General features: G+C 51.3%; 15 protein-coding genes and 1 pseudogene. 1 reads left to right on the forward strand and 15 read right to left on the reverse strand.

All coding sequences use genetic code 11. The annotated features are described in order from the left end of the window. Nucleotides 1-89: 89 nt before the first annotated feature. Nucleotides 90-1667, reverse strand: coding sequence for a glutamine-hydrolyzing GMP synthase (gene guaA / locus ACQY6F_RS03630; RefSeq protein WP_428772254.1), 1578 nt, complete (start codon nt 1665-1667; stop codon nt 90-92). Between the two features lie 96 nt (nt 1668-1763). After that, entirely contained in the window at nt 1764-3227 is a 1464-nt protein-coding gene (gene guaB / locus ACQY6F_RS03635; RefSeq protein WP_428772256.1) for an IMP dehydrogenase, read from the reverse strand. 286 nt (nt 3228-3513) lie between these two features. Here guaB and xseA point away from each other — a divergent pair, with 286 nt between their 5' ends. Next, nucleotides 3514-4779 carry an exodeoxyribonuclease VII large subunit gene (gene xseA, locus ACQY6F_RS03640; RefSeq protein WP_428772326.1) on the forward strand — a complete coding sequence of 422 codons (1266 nt, stop codon included), beginning with the start codon at nt 3514-3516 and terminating at the stop codon, nt 4777-4779. On the opposite strand, the gene ACQY6F_RS03645 is transcribed toward xseA, so the two are convergent. The 13 genes and pseudogenes from ACQY6F_RS03645 to mltA all read right to left on the reverse strand — a co-directional run bounded on the left by ACQY6F_RS03645 (nt 4749) and on the right by mltA (nt 18392). Then, nucleotides 4749-4988, reverse strand: a complete 240-nt coding sequence (locus tag ACQY6F_RS03645) for a zinc ribbon domain-containing protein (protein ID WP_428772258.1) — start codon at nt 4986-4988, stop codon at nt 4749-4751. The two genes, xseA and ACQY6F_RS03645, sit on opposite strands and share 31 nt — an antisense overlap. A 32-nt stretch (nt 4989-5020) precedes the next feature. Next, a complete protein-coding gene (locus tag ACQY6F_RS03650) occupies nt 5021-6058 on the reverse strand; it encodes a diguanylate cyclase (protein ID WP_428772260.1) in 1038 nt (345 codons plus the stop codon). 286 nt (nt 6059-6344) lie between these two features. Continuing rightward, a complete protein-coding gene (locus ACQY6F_RS03655; RefSeq protein WP_428772261.1) occupies nt 6345-7229 on the reverse strand; it encodes an alanyl-tRNA editing protein in 885 nt (294 codons plus the stop codon). An 88-nt stretch (nt 7230-7317) separates the two neighbouring features. Further along, nucleotides 7318-8808: pseudogene (gene der, locus ACQY6F_RS03660) on the reverse strand (ribosome biogenesis GTPase Der). Between the two features lie 165 nt (nt 8809-8973). Further along, complete coding sequence (gene bamB / locus ACQY6F_RS03665) at nt 8974-10137, reverse strand: outer membrane protein assembly factor BamB (RefSeq protein ID WP_428772263.1); 1164 nt, start codon at nt 10135-10137, stop codon at nt 8974-8976. A gap of 12 nt (nt 10138-10149) precedes the next feature. Continuing rightward, on the reverse strand, nt 10150-10764 hold the full coding sequence (locus tag ACQY6F_RS03670) for a YfgM family protein (protein ID WP_428772264.1): 615 nt from the start codon (nt 10762-10764) through the stop codon (nt 10150-10152). Between the two features lie 65 nt (nt 10765-10829). Beyond that, entirely contained in the window at nt 10830-12098 is a 1269-nt protein-coding gene (gene hisS, locus ACQY6F_RS03675) for a histidine--tRNA ligase (protein ID WP_428772266.1), read from the reverse strand. 30 nt (nt 12099-12128) lie between these two features. Beyond that, complete coding sequence (ispG, locus tag ACQY6F_RS03680; protein WP_428772267.1) at nt 12129-13247, reverse strand: flavodoxin-dependent (E)-4-hydroxy-3-methylbut-2-enyl-diphosphate synthase; 1119 nt, start codon at nt 13245-13247, stop codon at nt 12129-12131. Between the two features lie 9 nt (nt 13248-13256). Continuing rightward, on the reverse strand, nt 13257-14264 hold the full coding sequence (rodZ, locus tag ACQY6F_RS03685) for a cytoskeleton protein RodZ (protein ID WP_428772269.1): 1008 nt from the start codon (nt 14262-14264) through the stop codon (nt 13257-13259). A 361-nt stretch (nt 14265-14625) separates the two neighbouring features. Further along, nucleotides 14626-15750: a bifunctional tRNA (adenosine(37)-C2)-methyltransferase TrmG/ribosomal RNA large subunit methyltransferase RlmN gene (locus tag ACQY6F_RS03690; RefSeq protein WP_428772270.1), complete on the reverse strand. Its 1125-nt coding sequence runs from the start codon at nt 15748-15750 to the stop codon at nt 14626-14628. Nucleotides 15751-15900: 150 nt separating this feature from the next. Beyond that, nucleotides 15901-16329: a cysteine desulfurase sulfur acceptor subunit CsdE gene (csdE, locus tag ACQY6F_RS03695; RefSeq protein WP_428772271.1), complete on the reverse strand. Its 429-nt coding sequence runs from the start codon at nt 16327-16329 to the stop codon at nt 15901-15903. 68 nt (nt 16330-16397) lie between these two features. Further along, nucleotides 16398-17213 carry a tRNA cyclic N6-threonylcarbamoyladenosine(37) synthase TcdA gene (gene tcdA, locus ACQY6F_RS03700; protein ID WP_428772273.1) on the reverse strand — a complete coding sequence of 272 codons (816 nt, stop codon included), beginning with the start codon at nt 17211-17213 and terminating at the stop codon, nt 16398-16400. Between the two features lie 75 nt (nt 17214-17288). Next, the gene (gene mltA, locus ACQY6F_RS03705; protein ID WP_428772274.1) at nt 17289-18392 is read right to left on the reverse strand and encodes a murein transglycosylase A; all 1104 of its coding nucleotides are present in this window, start codon (nt 18390-18392) and stop codon (nt 17289-17291) included. Nucleotides 18393-18713 lie beyond the last annotated feature (321 nt).

Raw genomic sequence — 18713 nt, forward strand, 5'->3', positions numbered from 1 at the left:
GCTCCGTTTTGCTGAACACGGCTTCGAGTAAAAAAAAGCCCCGACACTCAGGTCGGGGCTGTTCAATATTACCAGTTAGCGTTGGCTAATTATTCCCACTCGATGGTCGCCGGTGGCTTACCTGAAATGTCGTAAACTACACGGGAAATACCGTCAACTTCGTTGATAATGCGGTTTGAGACCTTACCCAGGAAATCGTACGGCAGGTGAGCCCAGTGCGCGGTCATAAAGTCGATGGTTTCTACTGCACGCAGCGACACAACCCAGTCGTATTTACGGCCATCGCCCATGACGCCGACAGAGCGAACAGGCAGGAATACGGTGAATGCCTGAGATACCTTGTCATACAGGTCAGCAGCACGCAGCTCTTCAATAAAGATGGCATCCGCGCGGCGCAGCAGGTCACAGTACTCTTTCTTGATTTCACCCAGCACGCGCACGCCCAGACCTGGTCCAGGGAACGGGTGACGGTAGAGCATTTCGTAAGGTAAACCCAGCTCCAGGCCAATCTTACGGACTTCGTCTTTAAACAGTTCACGCAATGGTTCTACCAGGCCCATCTCCATTTCTTCTGGCAGACCGCCAACGTTATGGTGTGATTTGATCACGTGAGCTTTACCGGTTTTGGATGCCGCCGATTCGATTACATCCGGGTAGATAGTGCCCTGTGCCAGCCATTTCGCGTTAGCCAGTTTTTTAGACTCTTCGTCAAACACATCGATAAACACGTGGCCGATAGTTTTGCGCTTCACTTCAGGGTCAGACTGACCTTTCAGCGCGTTCAGGAAGCGGTCTTCGGCATCCACTTTGATAATGTTCAGGCCGAATTTGTCGCCAAACATTTCCATCACTTGCTGGCCTTCGTTCAGGCGCAGCAGGCCATTGTCCACAAACACACAGGTCAGCTTGTCACCGATAGCGCGGTGAACCAGCATGGCGACAACGGAAGAGTCGACACCACCGGACAGGCCGAGGATCACTTCATCATCGCCGACCTGCTCTTTGATGCGTTCGATAGCGTCTTCGATGATAGATTCCGACGTCCACAGACGTTCACAGCCACAAGCGCCCAGGACGAAGTTTTCCAGCATTTTCATGCCCTGCTTCGAGTGGGTGACTTCCGGGTGGAATTGCAGGCCGTAGTATTTTTTCTCTTCGTTGGCCATCGCCGCATACGGACAGGTGTCAGTTTCGCCGATTTGAACAAAGCCCGCTGGAATTTCAACCACTTTATCACCGTGGCTCATCCAGACATCCAGCAGTGCACTGCCATCTTCTGCCATGGCATCCTGCAGGCCTTCAAACAGTTTTGACTCACCTACAACTTTAACTTGTGCGTAGCCAAATTCGCGCTCATTCGAGCCGGCAACACGGCCACCCAGCTGTTCTGCCATGGTCTGCATGCCGTAACAGATACCGAGTAGCGGCAAACCTGAATCGAAAACATATTGCGGTGCACGCGGTGAGTTCTGTTCAGTAACACTTTCCGGGCCACCAGAAAGAATGATGCCGTCCGGGTTGAATTCACGGATATCCGCTTCTTCAACATCCCAGCTCCAAAGTTCACAGTAAACACCGATTTCACGTACCCGGCGCGCTACCAGCTGAGTATACTGAGAACCGAAATCGAGGATCAAAATACGTTGGTCATGAATATTTGTGGTCATATCTGAGCAATCTTATAAGCTAAATTTACAATCTGAGGCGAGTCCAGCCCGCCTCTTATATATCCGTTCAGGAAAAGCTAACTTTGGCGCTGGGGATTAACCCAGACGGTAGTTTGGCGCTTCTTTTGTGATCTGTACATCGTGCACGTGAGACTCTTTCATCCCCGCACCTGAAATACGAACAAATTCAGCTTTGGTGCGCATATCTTCGATAGTCGCCGAACCGGTCAGGCCCATGCTTGAGCGAAGACCACCCATCTGCTGGTGAACGATCTCTTTCAGGCGGCCTTTGTAAGCGATACGACCTTCGATACCTTCCGGTACCAGTTTGTCTGCCGCGTTATCTGTCTGGAAGTAACGGTCAGAGGAACCTTGAGACATCGCGCCCAGCGAGCCCATACCACGGTAGGCTTTGTAAGAGCGGCCCTGGTAAAGAATCACTTCACCCGGAGCTTCTTCGGTACCGGCGAACATAGAACCGACCATGACACAAGATGCGCCAGCAACGATTGCTTTACAGATATCGCCAGAGAAGCGGATACCACCATCGGCGATAACCGGAATATCGTATTGGTTGGCCACTTCAGCCGCATCGGCAATGGCGGTCACTTGTGGAACGCCTACACCGGTAACGATACGTGTAGTACAGATAGAGCCAGGGCCGATACCCACTTTTACCGCGCTCACGCCGGCTTCGATCAGGGCTTTTGCACCGGCAGCTGTCGCTACGTTACCACCGATGATTTCCAAATCCGGGTACGCTTCACGAGTTTCGCGAATACGCTGCAAGACACCTTCAGAGTGACCGTGTGAAGAGTCGATCAGCAGTACATCAACACCTGCAGCAACCAGCGCAGCGACGCGCTCTTCATTACCTGGCGCAGCACCAACGGCAGCACCAACACGCAGACGACCCTGCTCATCTTTACAAGAGTTAGGTTTACGTTCAGCTTTGTGGAAGTCTTTGGCAGTGATCATACCGGTCAACTGGAAGTCGTCATTAACCACCAGCACTTTTTCGACCCGGGCGCTGTGCATTTTTTCCTGCACTTCTTCACGAGAAGCACCAACTTTGACGGCGGCCAGGCGCTGTTTCGGCGTCATCACCACTTCAACTTTCTTAGACAGGTCGGTAACGAAACGTACGTCACGGCCGGTAATGATACCAACCAGTTCGTTATTTTCAGACACGACAGGGAAACCGGCGAAACCGTGCTTTTCAGTTAATGCCATCACATCGGCGATGGTGGCTTCAGGACGAACCGTAACAGGATCGGTGACGATGCCAGCTTCGAACTTTTTCACTTTACGAACTTCATTCGCTTGTTGTTCAATTGACATATTCTTGTGAATGAAGCCAATGCCACCTTCCTGAGCCAGGGCAATCGCCAGGCGAGCTTCAGTAACCGTGTCCATAGACGCCGATACCATAGGAATATTCAGGTTGATGTTTTTCGTCAGCCGAGTGTGCAGATCAGCTGTATTTGGGAGAACGGTGGAGTGTGCTGGAACGAGCAGTACGTCGTCGAACGTCAGCGCTTCTTTGGCAATTCTTAGCATTTGCAATATCTCACAAGATAGGTGTTTTAAAGGGTAATCCAAGCTGTGCCGCGAGAGCGATATCAGGATTTGGATTAGATATTGCGGAGGGATTATACGGCCAAGGCAAACGGTTTACTACTCATTTTTTCATTTTTTATTTGCATTCCACCCCTTGCTATGTATTATATTGCCGCTAATTTCCATACTCACGCCCACGGGATTAGCCTTGCCTTCCTCGAGTAACCAAAACATTTTCACTGTCTCTCGTCTTAATGCAGAAGTTCGCTTACTGCTTGAAAATGAAATGGGTCTTGTCTGGTTGATTGGCGAAATCTCCAATTTTGCCGCGCCGGTATCCGGCCATTGGTACTTCACGCTCAAAGACAGCCGCGCCCAAGTTAAGTGTGCCATGTTCAAAGGCAACAACCGCCGGGTGAGTTTCACACCCAAAAATGGCACCCAGGTATTAGTCAGAGCGCGCTTATCTCTTTATGAGCCTCGTGGCGACTATCAACTGATCGTTGAAAGTATGCAGCCGGAAGGGGATGGCAGGTTACAGCAACAGTTCGAACAGCTTAAGATGCAACTAGCCGCGGAAGGTCTGTTTGCCCAGGCAACCAAGCAGCCGTTACCTGAGCACCCTAAACGGGTTGGGATCATCACCTCCACCACAGGTGCGGCACTGTTTGATATTCTGGATGTGCTGAAACGACGCGACTCCAGTTTGCCGGTGGTGATCTACCCGACTATGGTTCAGGGCGAAGAGGCCGCGATTCAGATTGCCCAGGCGATTGGCCGGGCTAACAGCCGGGCAGAATGCGATGTGTTGATCGTCGGCCGCGGCGGCGGTTCGCTGGAAGACTTATGGTGTTTTAACCATGAAATCGTTGCCCGTACCATCGCAGCCAGCCAGATTCCGATCATCAGTGCGGTCGGCCATGAAATCGATGTCACCATCGCCGATTATGTGGCCGATATGCGCGCCCCTACCCCTTCGGCCGCCGCCGAGCTGGTTAGTCGTGACAGCCAACATAAGCACCAGACCCTGGCCAATTTGCAGCAACGTCTGACTGGGTCGATCCGCTACTACCTGCATCAGCAACAAAAACAGCTCAGCCAGTTACAACATGGCCTGGAACGGCTTCATCCCCAGCATCAATTGCTGCGCCAGGCGCAGCAACTGGACGATCTGACGCTACGCCTGCAACGCGCTGTTAGTCATCAACACTACCGCTCGCAGCAGCGACTGGATAATTTACAATATCGGCTAAATCAGCACGCGCCGGATCAGTTGGTTAAGAGCCAGCGACAAAACATCCAACAATTGCAGACCCGTTTGGAACTCGCCATTCAGGCACACTTGAAAGAAAAGCGTCATCAATTGGTGCTCAGTGCAGAAACCCTGGATGCAGTCAGCCCGCTGGCGACATTAAAGCGGGGCTATTCTATTACCCGACTGGTCGATGGAAAAGTGGTCAGTCAGGCAAGTCAGGTAAAAGCGGGCGATCAGTTGGTCACCCAAGTGCAGGATGGCGAAATTTATTCCTCAGTGATCGAGTCATCGCGCTGAAAACTAATCCGGACCCGAGACTTAGACTTCAATTCATTACATTGGGGGCAAAAATAACTGGCGGCACCGCAAGCTTGCAGTTTTTCCAGCTCAGCCGGACAATCAGGGCAATGGGCTAATTTTACGTATCTTTGCTGGCAATGGCTGCAGTAGTAATGCCCCTGCCAATCTAATGGCTGGCGGCAGTCAGGACAAAGATTATCACTCATAATTCACCTCAATATTAGCAATAACTAAATTTTCACTTAGTTAGCCGAATGTGATGTTGATCTCTGTCATGCTTATTGCGCTTGGCGGCTTTGAGACGATACATGGCCTGGTCGGCAGTTCGGATCAGTTCATCGGTCTTTAATCGATGCCCTTGCTCCGCAATACTGCTACCGAGGCTAACGCTAACCAGTGAGCCATCATCGAGCACAATATCGCACAAACTTTGCCTAAGCTGATGATAGAAGAGTTCAAAATCAGCCGTCGACTCAAAACGCTCAAAAGCGACAAACTCATCGCCACCGTAGCGGCCGACCAATGACAAACTGCCCAACTGCTGGGTAAACCTGTTAGCGACTTGGCTCAGAACGGCATCACCCACGTCGTGCCCATAATGATCATTGATGGCTTTAAAATCATCTACATCGGCAAAAAAGCAGCCGACTACTGTTTGGGTGTCAACCGGACAAAGCAGAGCCTGTTCGACTTCCTGCAACAGCGCCCGTCGGTTAAGGCACAGGGTTAACGGATCTCGGCTGGCGTGAAAGCGTAGCTGTTTTTCCAACTGAAATTTTTCCATTGCCACGGCATACACCGAGGCCAGTGTCTCAAGAATTTCCAGTTCATAAGGGCGGGGATCACTCGGTGTATCACTATAAATGGCGAAAGTGCCTAGCACGATATTCTGTGAGGAAATGATCGGTACCGACCAGCATGCGTGCAGATTGGCTGGTTGAGTGAGCTTAAGAAATACTTGCCAGTTAGGATGCCTGTCTATGTCACTCACCACGATCAACTGCTTGTGAAATGCAGCCGCTCCGCACGAACCAACATCCGCACCGATATCGATGCCATTAATAGCCTGATTATAGAAATCAGGCAAACTGGGAGAGCACTCGATATACAGCTTATTCTCAGCCAGGCGCAGTATCGACGCCTTGCGTTGACCGAACATCTGCTCCGACAGGGAAATGATCTCCTGATTGAGGCGATCTTTATCCATTCCTAGCGCCAGATCTTTGAGTAAATGGTTCATTGCCCGATGAGCATTTAATAAGCGACTTCGTTCCATGGCAACCGCCGTTATGACTATGTTATCGTTGTTATTCTATATTTATTGAGCTAGATAATATTAACACCATTGCATAACAAGTGGCAAAACTGGCGGTCAATTTTAAGATCTTTTCCCGATCTCCGGCTCTTTACCTTTTGATCAGCGATCTGGCTTCTAAAGAACATTTATATAACCACACCTCGAAAGCATAAGTTACATGTCCTGTTTTTGGATTTTTAACGATATAAAATCTCACAAATACAATACAAAACCCATATTAATGAAATTATATAAAAAGATCGTTTTACACTGACTGAGTTACGGATGTGCGCATTTCAATATGCTGGTCATCTATCTGACACAGACTGACGGTTATCTGCTGCAGTTGTCTGGTCGTGGTGACATGGGTACCACCGCAGGGAATTACCGCCGGAGTCACTTCACCCAAATCACAGTGCCAGTAACGGCTGTCTGTGATTGCCGGCCCATGGCAGTTCATTTCAATCGGGCGCTTCTGTGCTAACCACACTGACAGTTGCTGATTAACCTTTTCAGCGATAGCGTCTAATTCATCGAGTAGCAGCAGGTGATTTAAACCGCGCTTACGCAAGGTTTTGCCCAGTCGATAAACATCGATGCAACCGGCAGGGATCACCTGACTAGTGTGCTGGGCGTAACTGTTAAAATCGGGGAAACCGTGGGTATCAAGCCTGTCCGGCTGCTTGCGCCAGTAGCCTGCCGCCAGTACCTTGTTCAGGGCCAACGCTGCTATATGCCCGGCACTGTGCCCCTGGCTAAGCTTCAACTGGTAATCCTGGTCGACTTGCAATGTCACGGTATCCCCGTGAGCAAGCGTACAGGGTTGCCCTACTGAACGGATGCAGTGCACCACAACAAATATCCAGCCTTCTTCGCCGCGCTTTACCGGAATATGCTTGCCAATAAACAGCTCATCAGTTTCCAGACACACCGCACCCATTTGGCAGTCGGTTACGTCCCAGTTCTCTGTCGTACTGCTTACCTGACCTTGGTCTGCGGGATGATCCGGCCAGATATGACTGACCGGGTGAAAAGGCGAGCGATCGGTGATCAGACAGAAAATTCCATCTTGTCGTTCAAGGCGTTGTACGGTCGCCTGCATTTGCCAGGTTTGGTGGCAAAAAAAGCTGAGAGTCGGCTGTAGTGACATAGTTTTGCTCGCTTTGCGTTTATCGTGAGTCAAAGTATTATCCGATGATAAAAAAACGCCTGACAACTGTCAGGCGCTACTGCGTAATTTATTTTTTATTGCGGTTTTTAACCATGCTCATCAGTCGCTTCCGTTTACGTTCCTGCGACAGCGTCATTTTGCTGGTTTTACCCTCAAATGGGTTATCACTGCTCTGGAACTGAATACGGATCGGAGTACCCATGATTTCCAATGACTTACGGTAGTAGTTCATCAGATAGCGCTTGTAAGAATCCGGTAGCTCATTCACCAGGTTACCGTGCACCACCACAATCGGCGGGTTGTATCCACCAGCGTGGGCATACTTCAGTTTCACCCGCCGTCCGCGCACCATAGGTGGCTGATGATCTTCAGTGGCCATTTTCAGAATACGGGTCAATACAGAGGTACCAACACGGGTCGTCGCGGATTTATACGCTTCCTGCACTTACTCAAACAGGTGACCGACTCCGGTACCATGCAGCGCAGAAATAAAGTGAATACGGGCAAAGTCAACGAAGCCTAAACGGCGGTCGAGCTCTTTTTTCACCTGCTCTTTGACATCGGTATCCAGGCCGTCCCATTTATTGACCGCCAGAACAATCGAACGACCGGCATTGAGAGCAAACCCAAGCAGACTAAGGTCCTGATCGGAGATATTTTCTCGCGCATCTATCACCAGTAACACTACGTTGGCGTCTTCGATCGCTTTCAGCGTTTTAACTACCGAGAATTTTTCCACCGTCTCATTGATCCGCTTGCGGCGTCGTACACCGGCGGTATCAATCAGCACATATTCACGCTCATCGCGCTCCATCGGTATATAGATAGAATCACGCGTGGTGCCTGGCATATCAAACACGACTACCCGTTCCTCGCCGAGAATACGGTTGGTCAGGGTCGATTTACCGACGTTTGGTCGACCGATAATTGCCAGCTTGATCGGCTGATCCTGCAGACGCTGAAACTCCTGCTCGGCTTCCTCTTCGGTGTAATCCAACTGCTCGGGTTCCTGATCTTCAAATTGAGTCAGGTCTTCGATTTCTCCGGCCAACTGTGCCTGCAGTTGTTCGGCGAACGGGTTCAGTGCCCGGTCGATCAGGGCACCGACACCGCGGCCGTGCGCTGCAGCGATCTGGTACATGGAATCCATACCCAGTTGCCAGAATTCCGCACTGGCAGCGTCCGCATCAATGCCATCGACTTTATTAACCACCAGCATGGCTGGCTTTTCAATTTTACGCAGATGCTGGGCGATCGCTTCATCGGCAACCGTTAGCCCTGCCCGGCCATCCACCATAAACAGCACTACGTCGGCTTCATCGATCGCCGCCAGTGACTGTTCCGCCATTTTGGTTTCCACGCCCTCTTCACTACCATCGATACCGCCGGTATCAATAACAATAAATTCGTGTTCGCCCAGTTTGGCCTGACCATATTTGCGGTCACGGGTTAAGCCGGGAAAATCCGCCACCAGCGCATCACGAGTGCGGGTCAGACGGTTAAACAACGTCGACTTACCTACGTTAGGACGCCCGACAAGAGCTACAACAGGTATCATAACAACCTCTACAAAAGCTTTATTAATGTAGTTATAGGTAACCTTCCGCTGGCTGCCTAATCACTGCTTAAGGAACTTTACCTATAACCACAGTATGAATTTAACCCAATAAAACGGCTCCTAACTGTTACCAGCCAGGAGCCGAATGTGAATTATATCACGATATTATTGGTCGATCGTTAGTTTATTTACCAATCCACTTCGGGTGATCGTCAGGTAACCATCTGGCAATGCCAGCGGCGGAACAGCAAAGCCTGAATCATCGACCTTTTGCTGAGCGACAAATTCTCCGCTGCTGCGGCTGAGCCAGTGCAGGTAACCTTCACTATCGCCCACCACCAGATAACCTTTGACGATAGCCGGTGCAGTCAGCAGACGGTGCTCCAGCTGCTCGTTGGTCCAGAGTTCGGTTCCGCTTCGCGCATCGACTGCCACCAGGTGATCTTTGTCCGTCACCAGGTACAATCTGCGACCATCCGTCACCAGATCGGTCGCCGACGAGTACTTACGTTTCCAGGCAGGGTTACCAGAACGCAAATCGATAGCGGTTAACTGACCATTGATACCAACAATATACATGTTGCTACCGATCAATACCGGAGCGGCATCCACATCCACCAGGCGATCAATTTCCGTAGAGCCCTGAGGACTGCCGATCGGTTGTTGCCATATCAGCTGGCCACGTTCGACAATGGCCGCAGATAAACGACCATTAGCGGTGCCCCAGAACACACCACCGGATGTGGTGGTTGGTGCAGACACGCCCCGCAGAGTCAGGTTTGGCACGTCACTGCTGATGGTCCATTTCTGCTCACCGGTTTCACTGTCCAGTGCCAGCAGAATGCCGCGACTGGTATGAACAATCACCAGGTTGGCATCGGCAGCCGGTTTTGCCAGTACTTCTCCGTCGACATCAACCCGCCACAACAGCTCACCAGACTCGGCATCCAGTGCGATCATCTGGCCGTTTTCACTGCCGATAAAGAGTTTGCTGTATGCCGCCAGGATTCCGCCGGCTAATCGCTCGGGGCTATCGCCCTGCTGTAAGTCCTGTTGCCAGAGGCGTTTACCACTGTCTGGATCCAGAGCCTCAACTTTGCCGTCGCGACTGGCGACGAAGATTTTATCGTAGGCATACTCCGGGACCAGCTTGGAGAAATAGTGGCCTACGCCTTCACCAATCTTGGTCGACCATTCAGAATCTGGCGTAAACTCACTGCTGACCTGAGGAACAGGCGCCATAATAATGGTGTCCTCTTCGCTGGCACAGCCGATCAACGCACCGGCAGCCAGTGTGGGTAACAGCAGTGTTTTTAACAGTTTTTTCATCCCGTTAAGCCCTTACTTGGCCAAGTCGTCCAGTTTCATCTGTAGTGTTGGGCTGGCATCTTCTGCCTGGCTGGCTTCGGTATAAGCCGTACGCGCAGCATCAGCATCGCCCTTGCTCAACAGAATATCACCGCGCAGCTCTGCCACACGGCCATTCCAACCAGAATCTGTAATGCTGCCAAGCTCAGTCAGTGCAGCATCATAATTGGTCAGTTCCGCCTCAATACGGGCCAGACGGTATGAAATCACTGACAATAGCGCGGCATCTTTACTGTGGTTTTTCGCCCACACCAGTTGCTGTTTTGCCTGTTCCAGGTTTTCTGCTTCTACTTGCACTTTTGCCAGTTGCAGTGCCGCCAGTACCGAGTATTCACTGTCCTGATTCGCATCAATAAAACTGCTGACCTGAGCTTCTGCGTCAGCCCCTTGCGCCTGCAAAGTCTGAATCGTTTTGGTGTAAGCAGTGGAAGCCGCTTCCTGAGCTGTCTGAACGCTGTCCTGATAATAGCGCCAACCAAACAGGCCACCGAGGCCGATGATAGTACCGAAAATGATCGATTTGCCGTTCTCTTTCCACCAATCCTTGATCGCTTCGACTTGTTGTTCTTCAGTATCGTAGAGTTCCACTTAACGTCCTCATATCTATGTAAAGCGGTCGGTATCACCAACCACTTTGGTAATTTCCAGCTGTATTACACCAGAGCCTGCAACTGAGATGCGACCTCTGACTGTAGCCAGGTCGACTGTTCGCCGCCTGCCAGATCTTTCAGCACTACGGTACCTTCGGCGACTTCATTTTCGCCCAGCACCAAAGCCACTGCCGCACCGACTTTATCGGCACGTTTAAACTGTTTCTTGAAGTTACCGCCACCAAAGTGGGTCATCACCCGCAGTCCGGCCACTTGTTCACGCAACTGTTCTGCCAGTTTCATGCCAGCCATCAGGGTACCTTCACCGGCGGTCACCAGGTAAACGTCTACCGGACGTCTTACCGCATCCAGCTGTAACGTTTCCAGCATCAATACCAGACGCTCCAGCCCCATGGCAAAACCGACCGCCGGAGTGGCTTTACCACCCAACTGCTCCACCAGACCATCATAGCGACCACCACCACAGACGGTGCCCTGGGCACCCAGGCTCTCGGTAATCCACTCGAACACGGTGCGGTTGTAGTAATCCAGGCCACGCACCAGGCGTTCGTTAACTGTGTATTCGATACCTGCGGCGTCAAGAAGTTCACATAATCCGGCAAAATGTTGTTTTGACTCATCATCCAGATAATCAGACAGACGTGGCGCATCGACCAGGATCGCCTGCACAGCGCCATTTTTGCTGTCTAGCACCCGCAGTGGGTTGGTGTGCATGCGGCGTTTGCTGTCTTCATCCAGCACATCAATATGCTGCTCCAGGTGGGCAATCAATGCGGTACGGTAGTCAGCACGCGCTTCCGATGAACCGATGGAGTTCAGCTCCAGACGCACATGCTGGTCGATACCCAGTTCACGCCACAGACGCGCCGTCATCATGATCAGCTCAGCATCGACATCTGGTCCATTGAGGCCAAACACTTCGACACCGCACTGGTGGAACTGGCGGTAACGGCCTTTCTGAGGACGCTCATGACGGAACATCGGCCCCATATACCATAAGCGCTGCTCCTGGTTGTACAGCAGACCATTTTCAATCCCGGCGCGAACACAACCCGCGGTCCCTTCCGGACGCAGAGTCAGGCTGTCGCCGTTACGGTCTTCAAAAGTGTACATCTCTTTTTCAACCACATCGGTCACTTCACCGATTGCCCGGCTGAAAAGATGCGTCATCTCAACAATCGGCATCCGTACTTCGCTGTAGCCGTAGGCGCTGACGACACTCTCAACTGCGGTTTCCAGTTTTTGCCACAGCGGAGATTGGGTTGGGAGGCAGTCGTTCATGCCCCGGATTGCTTGAATAGTTTTTGCCACAATTACTTACCGAAATCTGGTTGAGATGAATTAATCTTGAATTTTGACGTCAATACGCTGTTTTTCATCCAGCTGCGCCGCTTTCGCGCGAATCTTTCTTTCCAGCTGGTTAACGATATCGTCGTTGTCAAAGCGTTCTTTCTGACGTTTGCCATCCTCGTAGAAGGCACTTTTCTTGCTGCTGCCAGCCAGGCCCAGATGCGACACTTCCGCTTCACCAGGTCCGTTCACCACGCAGCCAATCACTGACACGTCCATTGGTGTCAGGATATCTTCCAGACGCTGCTCCAGCTCGTTGACCGTACCGATCACATCGAATTCCTGACGGGAACAGGTTGGACAGGCGATAAAGTTAATACCACGAGAGCGAATGCGTAACGATTTAAGAATATCGAAGCCGACTTTGATCTCTTCGATCGGATCCGCGGCCAGTGAAATACGCAGGGTATCACCGATACCTTCTGCCAACAGCATACCCAGACCAACAGAAGATTTAACCGCTCCGGCACGTGCGCCACCCGCCTCAGTGATGCCAAGGTGCAGCGGCTGGTCGATTTTCTTAGCCAGCAGCCGGTAGGAGTCAACCGCCAGGAATACATCGGAGGCTTTCACGCTCACCTTGAACTGGTCAAAGTTAAGCCGGTCGAGAATGTCGACATGACGCATGGCTGATTCCACCAGCGCTTCCGGCGTTGGCTCGCCATATTTAAGCTGCAGATCTTTTTCCAGCGAACCACCGTTGACGCCGATGCGAATCGGAATGTTGCGGTCACGGGCGCAATCCACTACCGAACGGATGCGCTCCTCGTTACCGATGTTACCCGGGTTGATACGCAGACAATCCACACCGTACTCCGCCACTTTCAGCGCAATGCGGTAGTCAAAGTGAATGTCAGCAACCAGCGGGACATTGACCTGCTGTTTGATCAGTTTGAATGCTTCAGCAGCATCCATGGTCGGTACCGATACCCGGACGATATCGGCGCCGACTTTCTCCAGCGCTCTGATTTGCGCGACAGTGGCTTCGACATCCGTCGTTCGGGTATTGGTCATGGATTGCACGGCAATCGGTGCGCCGTCACCAATAGGCACGTCGCCCACGTAAATTCGAGTCGATGGGCGACGTTTAATAGGAGATTCGTGTTGCATAATAGTCGTCTAAGGTAGAGTAAATCTTGCTACTTTGCCGGAATTATACCCAGAAAGGTCGACAGGTTCACTCGCAAATGTCATTGAAACGTTTTCCGGGGCACCTAAAATGACCTGAAACGGCGCTTCACCGGTTAATGCCAGGGTTTGACCAGCTTGTTTTATGCCGGAGACCAGTACTTTTCCAGCGGCATCTTTAACCTGAACCCAGCAGTCATCGCTGAATGCCATGTTGAGCAATTTACTGTCGTCGGCCGGAGCCGCCGTTTCTGCTTCAGAGCTACTGGTCTGGTTCACCACGGTTTCACTGGCGCGGTTATCTGCTGTGCTATCTACCGATTCTGCCACTGAGGTATCTTGTGCTGAAGATGTGTCAAGGCCAGTTTCGTCGGCCGGTACTGATTCTTCAGTTGGCTGACTTTCCTGGGCGCTATTCTCTTGTTCAGTCACTGGGGTTAACTGGTCAAGGCTTAGTTGACTGGCATCTACGCCGCTATCGGTTTGAATATCAGCGCCTTGAGCCTCAGCACTTGGCATCTCAGCAAATTCGCCCTGCGCCGGTTGACTCTCTTCCGGGAAACTGAACGAATCCTGTTGCTGATTTTGCCACCACCACAAAGAAGAAATACCGATGATGATGGCAAAAATGCCCCATGTCAGGGTCATAATGCGGCTGTTATGCTTTTCAACCTTGGTCTTGCGGGAAAAACTTTGCATCGGCTGCTCGCGATGCTGCACTTCAGTGCGATGTTCCAGTGCCGCTAGCACCTGTTTTTCAGGTAAGCCGACGGCTTTGGCGTATGAACGCAGATAACCACGGGTAAAAATGGCCACCTGATCGGATTCAAACTGGTTATTCTCGATATTATCAATGATGGTCAATCGCAATCTGAGTCGATCGGCAATTTGCCGTTGGGTCAGGCCCAATTCTTCGCGACGCTGTTTTAATAATGTACCGGCTTCAATTGTTGCTTGTTCTGTTTCTGTCTCTATCTCTGTCTGTTGTTCAGCGGTCATGTGCTATGTACTTCTCTGGTTGTCATCTAAGTGGCCACACCTTTCTTATTGTCGTTTGTAGTGATATTCCACCAGATAGCGGATTCATCAGAGGATCAGTTCGTCCTCTCCAATTGGTCTATTTTGCCCCACCGCGCGAGTACTTTAGGTACTTTTTGGCGCGGTTTAGAGCTTTAACTTTTCATTCTAATAGATAATAAGGGTTAAACAACACGGCTACAGTAAAGAATTTACAGCCAGCTCAAGGTTTTTACACAAATTGATAGGGAGTTGACAGTCTTTATTAACTTCTAGCTCAATAACTGCATGCCCGGTCGATAAAAAAACAGCCAGACTCGGTCTGGCTGTTTATAAAAGAAACTTACAAAGATTTTACTTCAATCACTTCGCCGGAAGCGGCCTGTTTCAGTTTGGTTCGTTTGGTCCGGTCAATGACATCGCCTACCAGCTGTCCGCAGGCCGCATCGATATCATCACCGCGGGTTTTTCGCACCGTCACGGTATGGTCGTATTGCATCAGAGTTTTCTGGAAGCGATCAATACGTGAGTTGCTCGGCTTCTTATAAGGTGAGCCCGGATATGGGTTAAACGGAATCAGGTTGATTTTACACGGCGTATCTTTAAGTAGCTCTGCCAGCTCACGGGCATGGTCCATGTCATCATTAACGTGGTCGAGTAATACGTACTCTATGGTGACCTTGCCCCGGTTAGCGTTGGAAGACGCGATGTATCGGCGCACAGACGCCAGGAAATCTTCGATGTCCCAGCGGTCATTGATCGGCATAATCTGGCTACGCAACTGATCATTCGGCGCATGCAGTGATATCGCCAGTGCCACATCGATGTTACCAGTCATCTGATCCAGTCCGGATACCACCCCCGAAGTCGATACCGTGACGCGGCGCTTCGACAGGCCGAAGCCCAAGTCATCCAGCATAATTTCCAGCGATGGGATCAGGTTTTTCATGTTCAGCAGCGGCTCACCCATCCCCATCATCACCACGTTGGTGATTGGACGGCGGCCGGTCTCTTTTTCCAGACCGATTTCACGTGCGGCACGCCACACCTGACCAATGATTTCAGACACCTTCAGGTTACGGTTAAAGCCTTGTTGCGCGGTCGAGCAGAATTTGCATTCCAGCGCACAGCCAACCTGCGATGAGACACACAGAGTGGCTCGGTCGTCTTCGGGAATATAGACGGTTTCCACATCCTGATCGCCCACGCGCATTGCCCACTTAATGGTCCCGTCGGAGGAGTGCTGGGCATCAGACACGTAAGGGGCATTCACTTCGCAGCGCTGCAGCAGTTTTTCGCGCAGTTGTTTGTTGATGTTGGTCATCTTGTGGAAGTCATCCACACCGAAATGGTAGATCCACTTCATCACCTGATCGGCACGGAACGGCTTTTCGCCCAACTGCTCAGCGAAAAATTGACGCATACCCTTGCGATCAAAATCGAGTAGATTGATTTTCTCAGTGGTCATGATGCCTCTCAAATGACAGAACGAACTTTTTATAAGGGCGCGAATTGTACAGTCTTTACCAGAGTTCAACAAGGGCTGTAAACCCCTGAGAATGCTAAGGCATTAATATCAATATGATTAAATTTTAACCAGTAATTGAGCGAAAGGCGCTTAGCTGGCTAAGGCTTTGATCTGATCGACAATCGCCCGTAAACCGTTGCCCCGTGACGGACTCAAATGGCTCAGCAGGCCCAGTTGCTCAAAATAGTCATCCACATCAAAGGACTGGATTTGCGCGGCGGTTTTACCGTTAAAAGCGGCCAGGGCGATGGCGATCAGACCACGGACAATACGGGCATCGGAATCGGCACAAAAGTAAAACTGCTGGTCAATGTGTTCGGCAACCAGCCACACCTGGCTTTCACAGCCTGAAACCAACACCTGTTGCTGTTTCAACTCCTCCGGCATAGCAGGCAGTTGTTTACCCCACTGGATCACCTGCCGGTAGCGGTCTTCCCAGCCGTGCAGTGCCTGCATGGTGTTCACCACCTGTTCGGCGTCAATCTCACTACCAAATATAGAGGGGGGGAATAACGACATGCGCGCTCCTGTCTGACTGATTAGCCGTTAAAAAACTGAATTAGTGCGCCTAAACAGGCGCTGGCGAGTTACTGGCGAATGGCGTGCTTTTGCAGCAGTTTATCGATAATACGTGCCACCGCGACAAAGCCGAAACTGGCCGTTACCACAGTGCTCGCACCAAAGCCACTGGCGCAATCCATCCGTTTTGGCCCATCGGCGGTCGACTTGACTGCACAAACGGAACCGTCCGCCTGAGGATATTTTAGCTGCTCGGTGGAAAAGACGCAGTCAATGCCAAACTTACGCTGCGGATTTTTCGGGAAGTTATGAAAACGACGCAACCTGTCTTTGATTTTTTTCGCCAGCGGATCCTGAATGGTTTTGGTCAGGTCAGCGACTTGAATCTGGGTTGGATCGGTCTGGCCGCCTGCGCCGCCCGTGGTGATGACTTTGATTTTATTGCTACGGCAATAGGCCAGCAGCGCCGCTTTGGCTTTTACGCTGTCAATCGCATCCAGCACATAGTCGTACTCTTTGCTCAGGTAAAGATGCTGATTGTCCGGGGTGATGAAGTCATCGATCAGGTTAACTTTACATTCCGGGTTGATCAGCCTGACCCGCTCTGCCATCACCTCGATTTTGCTCTGGCCAATGGTGCCGGACATGGCATGGATCTGACGGTTAATATTGGTGACGCAGACATCGTCCATATCGATCAGGGTCAACTCGCCAATACCACTACGAGCCAGCGCTTCTGCCGCCCAGGAACCGACACCACCAATGCCGATCACACAGACATGGGCCGCCCGCAGGATTTCCAGTTGCTGATCGCCGTACAGACGACGTGTGCCGCCAAATCGTTGTTGGTAGTTTTCTGAAGCTGGAGAATCCAGGTCGCGCATAATCGATATCCGAATGTAACAAGATAAACAAAGAGTGCGTTTTATACGCACTCTTGGTAAAAAAGTCTAGCCGCCCTACGGTAACTTTTCCGGTGGCATAACCCAGGGGGATTCAGTGGCGGAATTTTCCAGCCCCAGTTTCCAAACCCGGCCAAAGTGCTTGTAGTGGCCCGCTTCCGTACCGGCTCTGGGGCCGATACCGTGATAGAGGTCGAGATGATTCTGTTTCACCGCACCACCGGTATCAAGCACCAGCAACAGTCGCAATTGATGCGCGCCGCTCCAACTGCCATCGGTATTGAGCAGCGGCACTTCTGCCAGGATTGGGGTACCCATCGGCAGTATGGAGCGATCCCCCGCGACCGATGCCATCGGCAGCAGAGGAATTCCGGCCGTACCGGTTACCGGCGCAGCGGCACGCGGGGCAAAGAAGACATAGGATGGATTCTGCTCCAGCAGCTCGCGCACGCTGTCGTCATCGTTGGCCAGTACCCAGTCTTTAATCGCTTTAAGCGACATCTTCTCCCGCGCTACTTCGCCACGATCAATCAACACCCGGCCGATACTGACGTAAGCTTTATTGTTCTTGCCGGCATAAGCGTAATACTCCAGCGTGTCGTCATCTTCATAATGCACAAAACCGCTGCCCTGCACTTCCATAATAAACGGGTCAATACGATTGGCGGCATAGCCCAGTTCCAATCCCAGCCCTTGCAGCGCACCGGCGTAGATCTCGGCCCGGGTCGGACAATCCTGATCGCAGTCAGGTTTGCGATAAACCGGGTATTTAAAGGTATCATCCGGCTGGTGACGCAGTTCCATTACCGGAGAAAAGTAGCCGGTAAACATAACGTTACCCTGCTGATCGCCACCACCTAATTGCGCAGCCTGAATGCCATACTGGCTAAGCTGTTCTGTCTCACCGCTCTGCAGCGCCCACTCGGCCAGTTTCTGATACAGCGGCTGGTAGATGGCCGCCATCGAAGGGGAATTATCAACGACCAGCGTCGCCTGTCGTTCAAATTCGGTAAAATCACGCGGTTTATTGGACTCCACCAACTCCACCTGATTAAGAGTGTCGTTAAAAGGCTGGTCGAGATATTGCTGGGCACGATCGGTAGGTTGGGCACAGCCAAACAGCAGCAGCGCCGCCGTCAGCGGGGACAGTTTTTTCAGCACCTGAGTATCCTTTATGGTTCCAGAATGGTTCCGGAAAAGGTCCGGATTGGTTACAGATTGAGTCGCTCTGCCAGATAATGAACAGAGGGCAACAAACCTTGTTACCAAAGGGTTGAGTGAATGTAGCTCACTCTAACCCTGCCACCGGTGAAACTCAACTGGCACAGCAAGGTTTTGACACAGACTGACACCGTTTTAAACCAGTCGACGCTTAATTGCGCTATCTGCCGCTAAACTTCGGCTCCTCACGGCATGACTGCGTCCTTTACCTATATCTTCTGAGCAAAAAAAGACTTGCTAGGATTTGAATAAAATAGCAAT

It is taken from the genome of Vibrio sp. (assembly GCF_050299255.1).
Lineage (GTDB): Bacteria > Pseudomonadota > Gammaproteobacteria > Enterobacterales > Vibrionaceae > Vibrio.